General features: G+C 42.2%; 10 protein-coding genes, 1 tRNA gene and 2 rRNA genes. 3 read left to right on the top strand and 10 right to left on the bottom strand.

All coding sequences use genetic code 11. From position 1 onward, the window contains the following. Positions 1 to 1,339: 1,339 nt before the first annotated feature. The 6 genes from AC2CZC_RS06640 to AC2CZC_RS06615 all read right to left on the bottom strand — a co-directional run bounded on the left by AC2CZC_RS06640 (position 1,340) and on the right by AC2CZC_RS06615 (position 8,719). On the bottom strand, positions 1,340 to 3,439 hold the full coding sequence (locus AC2CZC_RS06640) for a winged helix-turn-helix domain-containing protein (RefSeq protein ID WP_484584252.1): 2,100 nt from the start codon (positions 3,437 to 3,439) through the stop codon (positions 1,340 to 1,342). A 449-nt stretch (positions 3,440 to 3,888) separates the two neighbouring features. Further along, entirely contained in the window at positions 3,889 to 4,725 is an 837-nt protein-coding gene (locus AC2CZC_RS06635) for an alpha/beta hydrolase (protein WP_484584251.1), read from the bottom strand. After that, on the bottom strand, positions 4,725 to 6,044 hold the full coding sequence (locus AC2CZC_RS06630; RefSeq protein ID WP_484584250.1) for a peptidoglycan DD-metalloendopeptidase family protein: 1,320 nt from the start codon (positions 6,042 to 6,044) through the stop codon (positions 4,725 to 4,727). The genes AC2CZC_RS06635 and AC2CZC_RS06630 overlap by 1 nt, the downstream gene beginning before the upstream one ends. A gap of 2 nt (positions 6,045 to 6,046) precedes the next feature. Continuing rightward, complete coding sequence (locus AC2CZC_RS06625) at positions 6,047 to 7,390, bottom strand: peptidoglycan DD-metalloendopeptidase family protein (RefSeq protein WP_484584249.1); 1,344 nt, start codon at positions 7,388 to 7,390, stop codon at positions 6,047 to 6,049. A gap of 10 nt (positions 7,391 to 7,400) precedes the next feature. Further along, entirely contained in the window at positions 7,401 to 7,778 is a 378-nt protein-coding gene (locus tag AC2CZC_RS06620; RefSeq protein ID WP_484584248.1) for a BlaI/MecI/CopY family transcriptional regulator, read from the bottom strand. A 98-nt stretch (positions 7,779 to 7,876) separates the two neighbouring features. Continuing rightward, positions 7,877 to 8,719 carry a LytTR family DNA-binding domain-containing protein gene (locus AC2CZC_RS06615; protein ID WP_484584247.1) on the bottom strand — a complete coding sequence of 281 codons (843 nt, stop codon included), beginning with the start codon at positions 8,717 to 8,719 and terminating at the stop codon, positions 7,877 to 7,879. A 159-nt stretch (positions 8,720 to 8,878) separates the two neighbouring features. On the opposite strand from AC2CZC_RS06615, the gene AC2CZC_RS06610 reads away from it, so the two are divergent. After that, the gene (locus AC2CZC_RS06610; RefSeq protein WP_484584246.1) at positions 8,879 to 9,289 is read left to right on the top strand and encodes a DUF2141 domain-containing protein; all 411 of its coding nucleotides are present in this window, start codon (positions 8,879 to 8,881) and stop codon (positions 9,287 to 9,289) included. A gap of 11 nt (positions 9,290 to 9,300) precedes the next feature. Beyond that, on the top strand, positions 9,301 to 10,830 hold the full coding sequence (locus tag AC2CZC_RS06605) for a carotenoid oxygenase family protein (RefSeq protein ID WP_484584245.1): 1,530 nt from the start codon (positions 9,301 to 9,303) through the stop codon (positions 10,828 to 10,830). Between the two features lie 28 nt (positions 10,831 to 10,858). Here the strand turns inward: AC2CZC_RS06605 and AC2CZC_RS06600 are convergent, their stop codons facing one another. Beyond that, positions 10,859 to 11,068, bottom strand: coding sequence for a hypothetical protein (locus AC2CZC_RS06600; protein ID WP_484584244.1), 210 nt, complete (start codon positions 11,066 to 11,068; stop codon positions 10,859 to 10,861). Between the two features lie 1,524 nt (positions 11,069 to 12,592). On the opposite strand from AC2CZC_RS06600, the gene AC2CZC_RS06595 reads away from it, so the two are divergent. Further along, positions 12,593 to 13,559 (top strand): IS630 family transposase gene (locus AC2CZC_RS06595; RefSeq protein WP_484584823.1). Its coding sequence is split into 2 segments (ribosomal slippage): positions 12,593 to 12,991 and positions 12,993 to 13,559, totalling 966 coding nucleotides; the frame shifts between segments, so codons are not numbered across the junction. A gap of 302 nt (positions 13,560 to 13,861) precedes the next feature. Here the strand turns inward: AC2CZC_RS06595 and rrf are convergent. From rrf to AC2CZC_RS06580, 3 genes are all read right to left on the bottom strand, one after another. Further along, a 5S ribosomal RNA gene (gene rrf, locus AC2CZC_RS06590) occupies positions 13,862 to 13,976 on the bottom strand. Between the two features lie 91 nt (positions 13,977 to 14,067). Continuing rightward, a 23S ribosomal RNA gene (locus AC2CZC_RS06585) occupies positions 14,068 to 16,947 on the bottom strand. 272 nt (positions 16,948 to 17,219) lie between these two features. Further along, a tRNA-Ala gene (locus tag AC2CZC_RS06580) sits at positions 17,220 to 17,295 on the bottom strand. Positions 17,296 to 17,355: the final 60 nt, after the last annotated feature.

Genomic DNA, 17,355 nt, shown 5'->3' with positions numbered 1-17,355 from the left:
ACATTTATAGATAGCCTTACCTATCAGAACTAAACTGTACGCTAACCTAATAAGAAAAGAAGTAATGTGAAATGAAAAATGGAAGCGATATTAGTAAAAGAATAAAAGCCAGTACCGCTCTCCTTGCGGTCATATGACAACACCAAATTAAAATGAACTTCGCATATGTGGCGACCGTCCCTGAAATTAGCAAATATCCCCAGATTATTCTTTAGTTTAGCCAGTAGGTACCTAGCTTCACCACTTCTCCCGCACGGGAAGGGAAATATACTGCTCTCTTACATGAGCTGGCTTATTCTTCTACTTCTTATTAGCTACAGATTTCCTAGTGGATTCACCAAAACCCTAGCTGACTCACTGCATCCTAGCTGACTCACTGCATCCTAGCTGACTCACTGCATCCTAGCTGACTCACTGCATCCTAGCTGACTCACTGCATCCTAGCTGACTCACTTGCATCCTGGCTGACTCACTTGCATCCTGGCTGACTCATTTGCATCCTGGCTGACTCATTTGCATCCTGGCTGACTCACTTGCATCCTGGCTGACTCATTTGCATCCTGGCTGACTCATTTGCATCCTGGCTGACTCATTTGCATCCTGGCTGACTCATTTGCATCCTGGCTGACTCATTTGCATCCTGGCTGACTCATTTGCATCCTGGCTGACTCATTTGCATCCTGGCTGACTCATTTGCATCCTGGCTGACTCATTTGCATCCTGGCTGACTCATTTGCATCCTGGCTGACTCATTTGCATCCTGGCTGACTCATTTGCATCCTGGCTGACTCATTTGCATCCTGGCTGACTCACTTGCATCAGATCCTGTTAAATTCTATTCAGGTTTGGTGATTCAACCTCCAATATATTTCTGCATCCGTACAAAAAACTGGAGGTGAATCACACTACCAAGTGCCCACTCCTTGCTGCGATAAACAAGTTATAAAAATGGGCATCAAACACCAACAACTAAGTCATTGCTTTTTTATAACTTAAAAAGTAAGCAATAAAATCAGTAATTTATTTATTTTAAATTTTAAACAAGGAGGGAGATAAAACTACTGCTTGCGAGCAATTATTCTTGCAATACAAGCAGTAGTATTAAGAAGAGTCAGTTAAGAAGGCTTATATACGCCCCCTTTTCTTTTACTACTTCCAAATGATGGAACAGGATCATTACACTCACCTGCAACTTTACATTCCTCGGGGGACGTCATGTGTAGGGAATAAACCGGGCTCGACATAACCACAGTAAGAATAGTAAAGCTCAATATTTTTAAGGTATTCATTGTTTTTCTCGTAGTTTGGATTGTAATAATTGGGAATGGAGGTAAATAATTCAATCAAAGAATAATTGCTGAATGGCAGAATCATTAATCTGTACAGAGAGATGCACGACATGCTCCCCACTTTTATCGACTGATATTCTCGGGTACATGCTGTAGAACAAATCCTCGATAACGGCATGCTCTTTTGTCTCTAAATCTACAGAGTGAATATAACTCTTTATAAAATCAATATCGGTCCAAATGACGGTATTGTGCTTAACATACCATCGAGTAATAAACGCATAACTAATTTGATAACCAAGCGGCTCAGCGACAGATTGTAAGGAGTCTAAATAATATAAATCTCCCGCACTGTCAGCGACCACAAAGCTGTCATTCGTCGGCCTAATTGACCTAAAATGTCGAAGAAATACTTCGGTTGCGGCCGTTTCAAGATCATATTTTTGGATCTCCCACTCCCCAGCAACCTTCACACCAAAAAGCACGTATTTACTGTCTTGATAAAATACAGCATCACTCGAGACACTCGAGTCGGCAGTTAAGTAAAGCAATGTACCAGTATGAATATCCAAAATTGCTAAGCGATGATTTTCTTTGACCAATATATGTTGATTGTCTGTGGCGACATCTAATATTTCAAGCAGCTCCGATGTCTGGTAATGCATTGAAATATGGTCATTTTTAATATTAAAGTGACCAACATAATTAATGTTATTCTTTTTAACCCTGACCCACCGCATTTGCTTATCTTGTGGATCAAACATCATGGAAGTGATCTCTGGAACCGTGTTAATGACTCTGCTAGCATCACCTGAATTGTTCAATGAGCGCTCAATATACAACCTGTTGGCACGTTCTTGAGATTTTTTAATCGCAACAATATGGCCATTTTGAGAAGCAGCTAGATACGTGAACAATTCACCTGGATTTTCATGCACTTGTTTACTTTCGGCCGTGTCAACGTTAATAACATGCAGGCCACTAGAATCTAGTAATAAAATCTCCTCATCATTCATCCAAGCAGCATCAGTTAATTGCTGATTTTTTTCACTTAAAACCCTGTCTAACTGAGTAGTAAAATCATGAATAACAAGTTGATATTTTCTAGATTCAGCAACGATGGCCATTAATCGTTGTTTATCAGGAGATACCGCTCCGCCCAGAATATATTCACCACTATGTGTAGGCGTCACAAGCCTAGTCAAATTAAGTGACTCTAGGTCCATCGCATATAGTACAAGTGCCGACTCGGCCTCTTCAGCCAATTGAACAAGTATTTCAGATGGCACCCTTCCAGATGCAACACCATTGATTAGATATTTGTTATCTAGTAACGTCACCATGGCACTTTCAGGATCTGAGACAGTTAGTGGCAGAAGTTTAAGTGCAGAAGCGCCAGTGACTGTGTCAACAAACACCAATACTTTGTCATTTTGTGCAAAACTGATAGAACGCGCATTAGAAGCGCTCGTGGTAAGCTGCCTTGTTATTCCCTCTTGTTTATCAAGAAGGTACACTTGATTGAGGCCGTCTTCACTATACCTGCCAGTAAAGGCGATAAAGCGCCCGTCAGACGAAATAGCCAACGACTTTTTTTCGCCCTTAAATTCGGTAAGGTGCTCTTTTCCAATTAAGTGCGTGTCGTTATAAATATATTTGGAAGCCAAAAAGCTTGCAGCCAGTAAAATAATAAACAGCGACAGTAACATCACTAAAAATGACTTTTTTTGAGGCTTTATATTTTCTTGAATAGGTGAATTAGACTTGAAGCTGGTATTGGAAGTATCGGCACTGGACGTGGGTAGATGCCCATCCTCATCAAACAGCACTTTAGTCTCACAAACTAATTTATATCCTCTCTTTGCGACGGATTTGATATATTTTGGATTATTCAAATCATCATCTGCGAGGATCACACGAAGCTTTTTTACAGTCCCCCTCACAGCAGTGTCTGTTACTACACGATCCGCCCAAACATGATCATGCAACTCTTCGACTGTGACATAGCGGCCACGACAATCGTAGAGGTATAGTAATAACTCCATAACTTTAGGTTCTACTGAAACCTCTTCACCTTTTAAAAAGAGCAGACTTTGCCCTAAATCAATGACAAATTCCCCAAGTGAAGCTCTAATACTATCCTTTTGCAACAAACTATTCCTAACTAAAGTTTAACGCACAAGATGGACTGAAAACTGGCACCAATAATGCTAAATATGTAAATATTTATAAAAGTTTTGACACATCAAGTGTACCAAGGAAAACCTCAATAATTCAACCTAAACAATGATGTGACAAGATGAAAATCTCTTTATAAATATACAGTTATATTTACAACCATCAGTTTAACTTAGTCCCTTAATTTGGAATTTGTACTTAATAAACATCTACTTAAGATTTTATTTAGTGAATGATACGCATTAAAATTTTAAAACTTAAAAATAAATTCTTATTGACACTTTTTCACAAAGAAATACCTTAAGGTCACAACGACCTTAAGGATACAACCTGTTAACATGCAAAAAACAAAATAATTTTATACTCGGGAATATGCAAAAATTTATGCACTTCAGGAGATAGCAGAAAGCTCTCTGGTTGGCTATTTTCCATATAAACTGATTAAACCCTCTGTGAGTAATAGCGCAAATACACTGAAGTGTGACATATTTGGGATCACAGTATGTTGATAATCAAAGCCTTTATATTGGCGTTTATCTAGTATACTAATAAACTCCTTTAAATCCGTCACCATAAAACCTTCTTTACCTCCTATAAAATAGCGCACTGTCGCAGGTAGCACGCTATTGTGCTTTGCATAGTTTTTTTCCATCTCAAATATCACCTTATTGTCATACCAAAATGACGGACTACCTAAGATATAAGAGCTAAACAACTCCGGTTGATGTAGCAAAATATAAGTGCCTAATAATCCGCCATACGAATGACCTACGAAGGTTTTGCGCGAACTATCAATGCGATATTGATTTATTACCAATGGCAATACTTGTGTTTCGATAAACTTGACGTAACTTTTTGCTTGCCCCGACACTTGCTGCGCTTCTCTGGAATGTCCCATGGTCTCTTCAGGCGCAAAAGTAGGTGTATAGTCTCTAGTGCGACTAATCAGTGGGTTGGTTCCTTTAGAGTAAGAGATCCCAACGACAACAACTTCTTCAATATCTCTACCTTCAATTAAATGTAGAATGCCACTGGCAGTTGCAATGGAGTAGCTTGTATCATTAATTAAAACAAGCGGATAATGGCGCTTTGATTTGTTATAACCTTTGGGTAATCGCACATAGAGCTCATAGCTTTGTTGATTAATCTTGGATGTCACCTGTATTGTGTGCGTATTGTTAATGGTAAATGGCTCACTTGCGAACGCTTGCATGACAAACAATAAAGGCAGCAACATAAATACAAATCTTTTATACATTATTGAAAGTTCTCCTTAAGAATATAATTAAAAACGAGTTCTGATGATTCACTCTGCAGCTTATGACGCTGCTGTAATTTCCCCTCAATACGGCTTACCGTATTTAAAAAGGTCGCTAATTCCATACCGGAAAGTGTTTGTTCTGTAAGTTGAGGCATATTGAGTTTCAGTGGATTAACAGCATGTCCGTCCTTGTGCACTTCATAATGAAGGTGTGGGGCTTGTGATAGTCCAGTACTGCCCAAATACCCAATGACTTGCCCTTGCCTGACGATATGCCCCGCTTTTAAGCCTTTAGCGAAGCTTCGTAAATGTGCGTATAGCGTTTGATATCCATTGGCATGCTTTATGGTAACCCGATTACCAAAGCTTCCACCCCAATTTGCTTTGAGTATTTTGCCATCCCCAGCAGCAAAGACAGGCGTACCCACCGTAGCCGCAAAATCGAGTCCTTTATGCAGCCTTGTATAACCGAGTATCGGATGTTTACGATGCCCAAAAGTAGATGATAACCGCGCGCCATTCAGCGGGGTTTTGAGTAAAAAGCTTTGCACAGGCCGCCCATCAGCATAATAAAACCGCTCGTATTTATCGTCACCCTCTTCAAAGAGATAAAGAGCATGTACCTGACCTGCCACCGTTAACTTGATATACCGAACCTTATTTAAATCACTTTCACTTGATAAAGCATGAGGGTTGATAAGCTGAGTAGATTGATAGATAACTTCGAACACATCCGTTTCTTGTAAAGATCTTTGAAAGTCGACTTGATAAGAAAGAATCGCAATAGCTCTTTGAATTACCTCAGCATCCATACCGGCATCCAATGCGCTATTATAAAGACTGCGGCCAATATTTACTTGAATATGTCTATCGACAAACTCAGTCTCAAGCTGTGACTCTTTAACTTGCCAACCTTGCTCCACCAATGTCGCCGTAATAATTGTGGCAAACTTCACACCGATAGAAATGCCTTTAAAGTCACCATTTTCATTTAGTGTCACTTGAATCACTTGGCCCGTAGCTAGCTTATTAAGATCCACCCATGGTTTAACTACACCAATTAACGAAATGACTTGCGATGTCGTTACATCAAAGCGCTTTAGGACACCCAATAGATTGTCTCCTGCATCTACCCTTACTATTTGAGACGGCGTCCTTTCGATCTTGATAGACGCTTCTGTTATTTTACTGGTAGTTTCCTCGATTGGCGTGTAGTCACCTGATGTTTGTTTATATTCGACTTTATCTACATTCTCTGAGGTGCAAGCAACCCCTACAACTAAGGCTGCAGTAATCAATATACTATTTTTTATCATGGTTATTTTAGCTCTAGAATAGCCAACGGATTTATCCGCTGCTCCTGATGTAACAATTCGAAGTGTAAATGCGCTCCGGTCACACGCCCCGTAGCGCCTAAAGTACCTAGCTTACTTCCAGCTTTGATCTGCATGCCTTGTTCAACAGTGATCTTATCCAAGTGTGCATATAAACTTTGGTAACCATTTTTATGCTGCACAAGGACAACATTGCCTAGATTAGCAGATAACGTAGTCGCATCTGCAATAACAACAATACCACTAGAGACCGCTTTGACAGGGGTACCAACAGGCGCAACTAAATCAATTCCACCGTGGGGCTTGGAATATCTAAATTCAGAAATATGTCCATAATATGAACTGATCCGAAAATCAGTAAGTGGGTTCTGCCATTGCTCAGTTGCTGAGTATAATGCTGGCGCCGCTTTTATATTCGCAAAGCCCAATACAATGGAGATAGAAAGTAAAAGGACAACGAGGTATGCAGGCTTATTAGCTTGTGGCTGAATGATCTGTTGCAACCTCAATTTATAATCCTCTAAGCTCAACGCATCTGAGGAAAAGTTTGCCGTGCTGGGTACCGTATTAACCGCAATCGAACGCTTTAATACCGTCATCAAGGTTGTAGCATAGTGCTTTTTATTAATGTCGTAACACATGAGTGTTTTCAAATCACAACGTAATTCCATGGCATGAATAAAGCCTTTTTCCATTTGTTTGATAAACGGGTTAAACCAAAAAACGCATCCCAATATGCTCCAGATTAATAATGCAATATGATCTTTATGATGTATGTGCGTCACTTCATGGCACAATAAGGTGTTCTGTTGCTCAGCGCTCAGCTGCGAAAAATAACTCGGTAGCACAATTTTGCTATTGAACAGCCCAAATACAAAAGGAGAACAGGTTATGGGTATTTGTACACAAGGCACCTTTGACATTGAATGTGCAAATGGCTCTGACGTAGTCAATAAGCGCCGAATACTCAACCAACTCCTACAAAGTCTGCTTAGCTTTCGCATAGCAACAGCTAAATAGACAGCAAAAATAATGTAAAGCAGCACATCAAAGGAAAGCGGTATATCTTGCACAGACAATTGGCCAACCTGATGCTGCTTTTGCTCAATATATCCACCAAACTCAAGCAGCACTTTTGGTACTTTTCCTATTTCAGAGCTTGTGCTCACCGGTAAAATAGGCAATACAGATAATCCCAATATCACCCACCATATTGTCGGTGTAGCTGGGTATTTTACGGCTATATACTTACCAATTTTAAGCAATAAACAACTCGTCAATAGCCACAAAGCTAACATCATGAGCTGGCTGATTAATGACCAATCCATGTTCGTGTACCTATTTCTTATCTTGCTTGTTCAGCTCTTCAAGTAATGATTCGAGTTCATCCAGCTCATCTTCTTGAATTAAACGGCTGTCTGCAAACATTGCGACTGGCAATGGCCCATCCAATTCAAAAACTGACTTCGCAAACTCTTGCGCACATGCCGCCAGCGTTGGCATTTTATCTACTTCAGCGGTGAATATTTTTTTATTGCCTTGCTCGCCCACACTCAGCAAACCTTTGTCAGCCATGCGCTCAAGCGTCTTTCGAGTAGATGAGTAAGTCCATGCAAATTCAGCTTCAATAGCATCATGGATCTCTCTTGCTGACCTTGGCTCTTTTTGCCAAAGTAATTTTAATATAACTAACTCGGTGTTATTTGGTTTCAACATATATCCCTCCTGTGACATATGTCGCACTTTAACACGCCATAAAGTGCGACACAAGTCGCACCTTGCTCGAAAATGAGTTTAATTGCCAGAACAGTCTGTTACGATATATTGAGTTTATCTTTTGTTTGACTTAGAAATGTTTGTGAAACTGGGACTTCTAGGCCATTACTCATTAGTAAAATAAGCCGACGCCCTTCGCGCTTTGTTGCAGTCACTGCGTTGGTGGATACCCACCAAGAGCGGTGAGTCTGAAAACCGGGGTAACCATCCAATTGCTTAAGTGCGTCTTTAAAGCGCGTTAAAAGCATATGGCTTCCTTTGTCTGTGTGGACCTGCAGATAATGATCATCCATTTGCAAGCAGATGAGCTCCCCGCGTTTTTCAATGGGCAATTTACTAATAAAGTCCATCAACATTTTTTGCTGTAAAATCGTCGCCTCTGGTTGCTCTAACTCTAAACGCTGTTGCTGATAGGTGATCATGGCGCTTTGCTGCAGCACATAAGTCTTTGTCACGCTAATTAAGGTGATCACCCCACCTATAAACAAGCAAGCCATAATAGAAAAAGAAACTTTATCCCAATAATCTGATGACAATGAAAAAAACAGGTTAATGATAAATGGTGTGATAAGCCCCATGATTAAACTGGCACATAAAATAGAGACCACCAAAGAGAGAACATTCTTCGCCTTCAAATTAGGCGCGATACTCGACAGCGCCGCTCTACCTAAAGTCAATGCCGGTGCATAAACCAGGTAACCACACATACAAATGCTTATCCAAAAGCCCAGTGCATACACAAAACTAATGTTATCCATACCAAAGGGTTTTAAAAAAGCCAAAAAGCATGCAAATAACAAAACAATAGTGCTATCAGAAGCAATATTACGAATTGTCCACCTTGAGCTTTCATCATGATTTTTATAGTTATTTTTTTTCATTTCACGATTCGCCAAAAAAGTATCTACTGAATAAGTCAAATCTACGAAGTACCTGCCTCATTCACGAAACTCATATTGTTCATGGATAAAATCCATTCTATCGTTTTTATCAATCAGTGCAAATAAGCACAAATAAAACAGATAGATAAGGAAGAACATATGAAGGTATTAATCTCAACGCTGGCCCTATTGTGCACACCAGTCATGGCCAATCACCTTGAAGTACAAATCAATAATGTCAGTAATGAACAGGGCAAAGTGTATATCGAGTTGTTTAAAGGTGAACAGAACTATAACGCAGGTAAAAGCCACCTTCAGACTATCATCTCAGCTAAAGCGGGCACGATAAAGGCTAATTTCTCAGACATAGAAAGTGGGGAGTACGTTATTCGCTTCTTTCATGATGTTAATAGCAATGCAAAATTAGATACGAATTTCTTCGGTATCCCAACTGAAGGAGTTGGCTTTTCAAATAACGCAACCATGCAATTTGGACCACCAAAGTATCAAGACATGGCTATTACCATCAAAAATGGCAACAACCTAGAAATTACCAATATCAGCTACTAAAGGATCATATTATGGACCGTCGGCAATTACTTAAAGGCATGCTTGCAGCGCCCATTGCACATGCGGCTATCTCAACACCTTGCCTAGCTGCTATGCAAGGCAGTGTATCTCATGTAGATCCGCTAAAGGTAAACAAACAACGCTTTCTAGCTGCATTGGAGAAATACCCAGACTTGGTAGGTGTACTTGGCACTGACTCTGACTTTTCACCTAATCAACTGAAAATAGAAGGTCAGTTACCACAAGACCTGAAAGGCTGCTTTTATCGCAACGGTCCAGCTCGGCACCAAAGAGCTGAGCAGAGGTATACCCACTTATTTGAAGGTGATGGCATGATCCATCAGTTTCAATTTGCAGAAGGAAAAGTACATCACCAAGGGAAGTTTACACAAACAAGTAAATTTATAGCTGAAGAGAAAGCCGGTAAATTTTTGTTTTCTGGCCCAGATAGTAAACTGCCGAACAGCCTTGCAATCAACAACCCTGACTCAATTAATACAGCCAATACAAATGTACTGCCAGTTAACGGGGAATTATGGGCGCTATGGGAAGCAGGTTCAGCAACCGCAATTGATGGGAGCACACTCCAAACTAAAGGACTCATTAACCTCGGTGAAGGAACACAACATCAAAACAGTTTGAAAGGCTTGCCCTTCTCTGCACATCCGAGAGTAGAGGCGGATGGCACGATATGGAATTTTGGCTACGCACTCAGTGGTCACATAGTTTTATACCAGTTAAATAGCCAAGGTAAATTACAAAATGTAGGTATGGTCAACAGTGGGTTTACTGGAGGAATGGTGCATGACTTCCTAATCACCGAAAAACATATTCTCCTTTTATTACCTTCTTTAAAACGAGATAGAGCGATAGAAGGACAGTTTTCATCGATTCAATTTGCGCCAGAGCAGACAATGAAAGTACTCATTGTCAGTAAAAGTACTTTGAAGGTCGTGAACACATATAGCTTGGATCCTGGGTTTGTTTTTCATTTTGGCAATGCGTGGGAAGATAAAAATGGCAACATCTCTTTTGATGCGAGCTTATACCCTAATGGGGATGTATTTAATCAGATGACCTCTATGATGCAAGGTGAACGTGATATCCCAATATCACCAGCTAAGACTGTTGTATTTAGCTTATTGCGAAATGGAAAAGTGAGTTCTTATACTATTGATGGGATCAGTGAATTTCCTCGTATCTATAGTGCATTAACTGGAAAAAGAAACCGTAATTTATTTACTTTGTCATCCATCGAAAGCGATGTTTGGAGTGACAGCGTTAGACGAATTAACTTGGACAATGATAGCCTAGATACGTTTACTTACGGTAAGGACTATCTGGTGGAAGAGCATGTGTTAGTGAATGCTAAAGAAAACACCAAAGGTGATTATTTAATTGGTACTGCGCTGCACATTCCAACAAAGCGTACTTGCCTAAATATATTCGACGCACAAAACATATCAGCAGGGCCAATTTGCAGGGCTTGGTTACCCTATGCTATCCCGTTAGGGTTTCATGGCAACTTCTTAGCTAGTTAACATTGATAGGCGGCGTTTTCCGCCTTGCCTAAAACCCAGGGTTCGGACAAATCCCATTATAGGTATAACAGTCACGCCCAGTGCCACAACCAAGGTACACGGCAGTATCACAACCATAAGAGCAGATACCAAATGTTTCAAAATTACCGCCACCTACTTGTGCCGTCTGTTTGGCTGCAAGTTGTTGGGAAGTAGGGCTGAGGTTCTTTACGTTTTTTTTGTTCAACTTTATTTTCATAAATATATCCTTTAAATTGTTGTCGATTATCTCGATACAGTTTTTGTACATCCAATATTTATGAGTCAGTAAAAAATAAATAGTTCCATAATTTGTACATTTCCAAATATATCTATCATCAGGGGCATATCTAAAAGAGTCTTAGTCTGTCTCAACAAAAAATGAATAGCCGGCCAAGCTCATGAGTTTGGAATAAAGGACAGTTCTGCATGGCATTTGACGACTGAAAATCTTTAGCTTCTTTAGCACATGTAAAAGGTACTTTCTGTTGTGAACACTTTATTGGTTGGGTAAGAAAGGTGTAAAAGGTTAGCGACAGCGAACGAAGTGAAAGTTACTCCCTTCACCTTGGGCTTATCGTGCAAAAGGCTAGCGACAACGAACGCAGTGAGTACGCTCTTTTTGCGCAAGGTGAAATAAGCTAGTTTAGCTGTTGCTGAGGGGCTTAAATGCAAAAAAGCCCGACTCTTTCGTATCGGGCTTTCTTTTATTTGGCGCTTTTGGTGCGCTACGCAGTAGAATGCCCTACTTTCACATGGGCGAAATGAGACCGAAGCGAAGCTTCTCAGTTATGGTGTAAAGGGCTAATGACAACGAACGAAGAGAGTACATTCTCTTTACGCAAGGTGAAATAAGCTATTTTAAACATCGCCGATTGACTTATTGGCGCGATGGGATCCAGCTTCAGGGATGAATAGACAACGCAAAACTATCTACAAAGAAATAACGTAATGCACTAAAACATATAACCGTGAAATGAGCGAGTTTAACCGCTGCTAAGGGACTTAACGCAAAAAACCCGCTGCATTTCTGCAACGGGTTTGACGTACATGGATGTACTAATGTCGATTAGATTCATGGATGAATTAAGTGCAAAGTACAGTGACATAGAGCGAAGCGAGTACATTTACTTTGCGCAAGGTGAATATCGTGCGAAAGGTTAATGACACAGCGCGAAGCGCTGGCATTCTTTTTGCGCAAGGTGAAATGAGCCGTTTTAGCTGTTGCTGAGGAAATCTTGAGCTTGCCTTGTCGGCGGTGAAGGATGCTCCCTTCACCTTGCGCTAATTCGTCTCTTTATCAATGTGCATGACCTCTGCAACATTCGAGACGATTTAGCACGAAAGAAGCCCGACTCTTTTGAATCAGGCTTTCTTTTATTTGGCGCTTTTGGTGCGCTACGCAGTAGAATGTCCTACTTTCACATGGGCGAAATGAGACCGAAGCGAAGCTTCGCAGTTATCGTGTAAAGGGCTAATGACAGCGAACGAAGTGAGTACATTCTCTTTGCGCAAGGTGAAATAAGCGATTTTAAACAGCGCCGATTGAAGTATTGGCGCGATGGAACCCAGCTTCAGGGATGAATAGACAACGCAGAACTATCTACAAAGAAATAATACCAATCCGCTTAAATATCTGATCTAATATAGAGCATATAAAATTACAGACTAAATAACGTTGAACCCAAGTATATCTGAACAGCTTTTAGCGCTTTCTCGAAAAGAACCCAACGCACGTAAACGTATGCGATTACTTGCTGTGTCATTATTTTATGAAGGTCATAGCAGAACCGACATTGCAAAACGCCTTAATATAGCACGGAGTAGTGTTAATAAATGGGTCTCTAGTTACCTAGAGCATGGGCTCGATGGCTTAGACAATAAGCCTATTCAAGGACGTCCATCCAGACTGCAACAGTCTCAGCTTGATCAACTGTCTGAATTTATTAAACGCACAAACACGGAGCTTCAAGGTGGCCGTCTAACCGGTGAGGACATTGTGCATTACATTAGCAGTGAATTTGGTGTTCATTACCACTTAAATCATGTCTATAAAATCCTAAAGCAGCTTGGCTTTAGTTGGATCACAAGTCGTTCAAAACACCCTAAGCAGTCATTACAAAGCCAAGAAGCTTTTAAAAAACTTCCAACTGGAAACGATCCTTCACACACCAGGACACTTACCTCTTGATCGTATCGACGTATGGTTTCAGGATGAAGCTCGATTTGGCCAGCAAAATCCGACTACACGCATTTGGGCTAAGACGGGTACTCGGCCAAGGATTGTGAAACAACAACAGTTTGAATACGGGTATTTATTTGGTGCAGTATGTCCTGCCACGGGCCAAACAGAAGCGCTAGTAAGTCCATTCGTAAATAAAGAAGCGATGACGCAGCACATGCGTCAAATATCACAAGCTACACCAATTGGTAGGCATGCAGTAGTGATAATAGATGGCGCAGGCTGGCATACACATGATACTGCGTCAGAATTCAGCAACTTAACGCTAATAAAGCTTCCTCCTTACTCACCTGAGTTAAATCCAATAGAACAAGTATGGAGCTGGATAAGGCAACATTGCTTATCCAATAGAATATTTTCGGGCTATGTAGAAATAGTTGACGAAGTTTCAAAAGCTTGGAATCAATTTATTTCAATACCTGAACGAGTTAAGAAAATGTGCAGTCGTGAATGGATAAAGCTGATTTAATCTTTATGCGGAATGGTATAACGTAATGCAATGAAACATATAACCGTGAAATAAACCAGTTTAACCGCTGCTAAGGGACTTAACGCAAAAAACCCGTCGCATTTCTGCAACGGGTTTCTTTAATTGGGCCCTGGCAATGTCCTACTTTCACATGGGAAACCCCACACTATCATCGGCGCTATTTCGTTTCACTACTGAGTTCGGCATGGGCGGGGCTGGCCTTCCAGTCAGGTGGTTCCAAAATGTTAAGCTATAAACGAAAAAAGCCCGACTCTTTCGAATCGGGCTTTCTTTTATTTGGCGCTTGGCAATGTCCTACTTTCACATGGGAAACCCCACACTATCATCGGCGCTATTTCGTTTCACTACTGAGTTCGGCATGGAGTCAGGTGGTTCCAAAATGCTATGGTTACCAAGCAAATTCTGTAAAATCTGGAAAACTAAATTAAATTCTTATCGTCTACTTTCTATTCTTAACTTCTAACAAGTCAAACCACTTTGGCGTTGTATGGTTAAGCCTCACGGGTAATTAGTACGAGTTAGCTCAATGCCTCACAGCACTTCCACATCTCGCCTATCAACGTTGTAGTCTTCAACGGCCCTTCAGTTAACTTAAAGTTAAAGTGAGAACTCATCTCGAGGCTCGCTTCCCGCTTAGATGCTTTCAGCGGTTATCGATTCCGAACGTAGCTACCGGGCAATGCTATTGGCATAACAACCCGAACACCAGCGGTTCGTCCACTCCGGTCCTCTCGTACTAGGAGCAGCCCCTCTCAATTCTCAAACGCCCACGGCAGATAGGGACCGAACTGTCTCACGACGTTCTAAACCCAGCTCGCGTACCACTTTAAATGGCGAACAGCCATACCCTTGGGACCGACTTCAGCCCCAGGATGTGATGAGCCGACATCGAGGTGCCAAACACCGCCGTCGATATGAACTCTTGGGCGGTATCAGCCTGTTATCCCCGGAGTACCTTTTATCCGTTGAGCGATGGCCCTTCCATTCAGAACCACCGGATCACTATGACCTACTTTCGTACCTGCTCGACGTGTCTGTCTCGCAGTTAAGCTGGCTTCTACCATTACACTAACCGTACGATGTCCGACCGTACTTAGCCAACCTTCGTGCTCCTCCGTTACTCTTTGGGAGGAGACCGCCCCAGTCAAACTACCCACCAGGCACTGTCCTCAACCCCGATTAGGGGCCTAAGTTAGAACATCAACACTACAAGGGTGGTATTTCAAGGTCGGCTCCACACAATCTAGCGACTGTGCTTCAAAGCCTCCCACCTATCCTACACATGTAGGGTCAATGTTCAGTGCCAAGCTGTAGTAAAGGTTCACGGGGTCTTTCCGTCTAGCCGCGGGTACACAGCATCTTCACTGCGATTTCAATTTCACTGAGTCTCGGGTGGAGACAGCGTGGCCATGGTTACACCATTCGTGCAGGTCGGAACTTACCCGACAAGGAATTTCGCTACCTTAGGACCGTTATAGTTACGGCCGCCGTTTACCGGGGCTTCGATCAAGAGCTTCGCCTAAGCTAACCCCATCAATTAACCTTCCGGCACCGGGCAGGTGTCACACCGTATACGTCATCTTACGATTTTGCACAGTGCTGTGTTTTTAATAAACAGTCCCAGCCACCTGGTCACTGCGGCTCTCGTCTGCTTATGGAGCAAGTCCTTCACAAACAAGAGCGTACCTTCTCCCGAAGTTACGGTACAATTTTGCCTAGTTCCTTCACCCGAGTTCTCTCAAGCGCCTTAGTATTCTCTACCTGACCACCTGTGTCGGTTTAGGGTACGATTCGATATAAACTGAAGCTTAGAGGCTTTTCCTGGAAGTAGGGCATCAACAACTTCACCACCGTAGTGGCTCGTCTCGACTCTCAGCCTTAGCGACCCGGATTTTCCTAAGTCACCAGCCTACAGCCTTTCACATGGACAACCAACGCCATGCTTGCCTAGCCTGCTCCGTCCCCCCATCGCATTTATACCAAGTACGGGAATATTAACCCGTTTCCCATCGACTACGCTCTTCAGCCTCGCCTTAGGGGTCGACTCACCCTACCCTGATTAACATGGGATAGGAACCCTTGGTCTTCCGGCGTGCGGGTTTTTCACCCGCATTATCGTTACTCATGTCAGCATTCGCACTTCTGATATGTCCAGCATGCCTCCCGGCACACCTTCAGCCACTTACAGAACGCTCCCCTACCCCGCATACTAAGTATGCAGCCGTAGCTTCGGTGGTATGTTTAGCCCCGTTACATCTTCCGCGCAGGCCGACTCGACTAGTGAGCTATTACGCTTTCTTTAAAGGATGGCTGCTTCTAAGCCAACCTCCTAGCTGTTTTAGCCTTCCCACATCGTTTCCCACTTAACATACACTTTGGGACCTTAGCTGACGGTCTGGGTTGTTTCCCTCTCCACGATGGACGTTAGCACCCACCGTGTGTCTCCCGGATATTACTTTACGGTATTCGGAGTTTGCAAAGGGTTGGTAAGTCGGGATGACCCCCTAGCCTTAACAGTGCTCTACCCCCGTAAGTATTCGTCCGAGGCTCTACCTAAATAGATTTCGGGGAGAACCAGCTATCTCCCGGTTTGATTAGCCTTTCACTCCTAGCCACAGGTCATCCCCTAACTTTTCAACGTTAGTGGGTTCGGTCCTCCAGTCAGTGTTACCTGACCTTCAACCTGCCCATGGCTAGATCACCGGGTTTCGGGTCTATACCCTGCAACTTAAGCGCCCAGTTAAGACTCGCTTTCGCTACGGCTCCCCTAAATGGTTAACCTTGCTACAGAATATAAGTCGCTGACCCATTATACAAAAGGTACGCAGTCACCCTCGAAGGGCTCCTACTGCTTGTACGTACACGGTTTCAAGTTCTATTTCACTCCCCTCACAGGGGTTCTTTTCGCCTTTCCCTCACGGTACTGGTTCACTATCGGTCAGTTGGGAGTATTTAGCCTTGGAGGATGGTCCCCCCATATTCAGTCAAAGTTTCACGTGCTCCGACCTACTCGATTTCACTTCAGATAAATTTTCGTGTACGGGACTGTCACCCTGTGTCGTCCAACTTTCCAGAAGGTTCCACTAATTACACTGAAGCTTAAGGGCTAATCCGATTTCGCTCGCCGCTACTTTCGGAATCTCGGTTGATTTCTTTTCCTCGGGGTACTTAGATGTTTCAGTTCTCCCGGTTTGCCTCTTACAGCTATGTATTCACTGTAAGATACCGCTAAGCGGTGGGTTTCCCCATTCGGAAATCTAAGTCTCAAGTGCCTCTTACTGGCTTGACTTAGCTTATCGCAAGTTAGTACGTCCTTCATCGCCTCCAACTGCCAAGGCATCCACCGTGTACGCTTAGTCACTTAACCATACAACCCAAAATGGTTTGTATCGTCAAAGACAGTTTTAACTTCGCCAGAAGTTAAGTAATACTAAAGTAGACGCTAATTAATCAACTAAATGATTAATCGGCATTTTCTTTCGAAAACTCTGAATAACAATTACTTGTTATTCGAGAATTTAATTATCAGCTTTCCAAATTTTTAAAGAGCAAGAGAATAACTTCTCAGAGTTAAAAACTCTCAGTTTATTTAAATGTAAACTAAGTAAGAGTGCTTATCTTTAAGAAGTGATAGTAAAGTGGTGGAGCTAAGCAGGATCGAACTGCTGACCTCCTGCGTGCAAGGCAGGCGCTCTCCCAGCTGAGCTATAGCCCCACATTACTAGGAATACATTGTTTAACATCCACATGCTTTGTTTTTAGACAAGGCATGTAT

The sequence above is a fragment of the Pseudoalteromonas sp. MMG033 genome (assembly GCF_057197785.1).
Note: the sequence above shows the minus strand (reverse complement) of the source record. Positions and strands in the feature narration are given on the sequence as shown.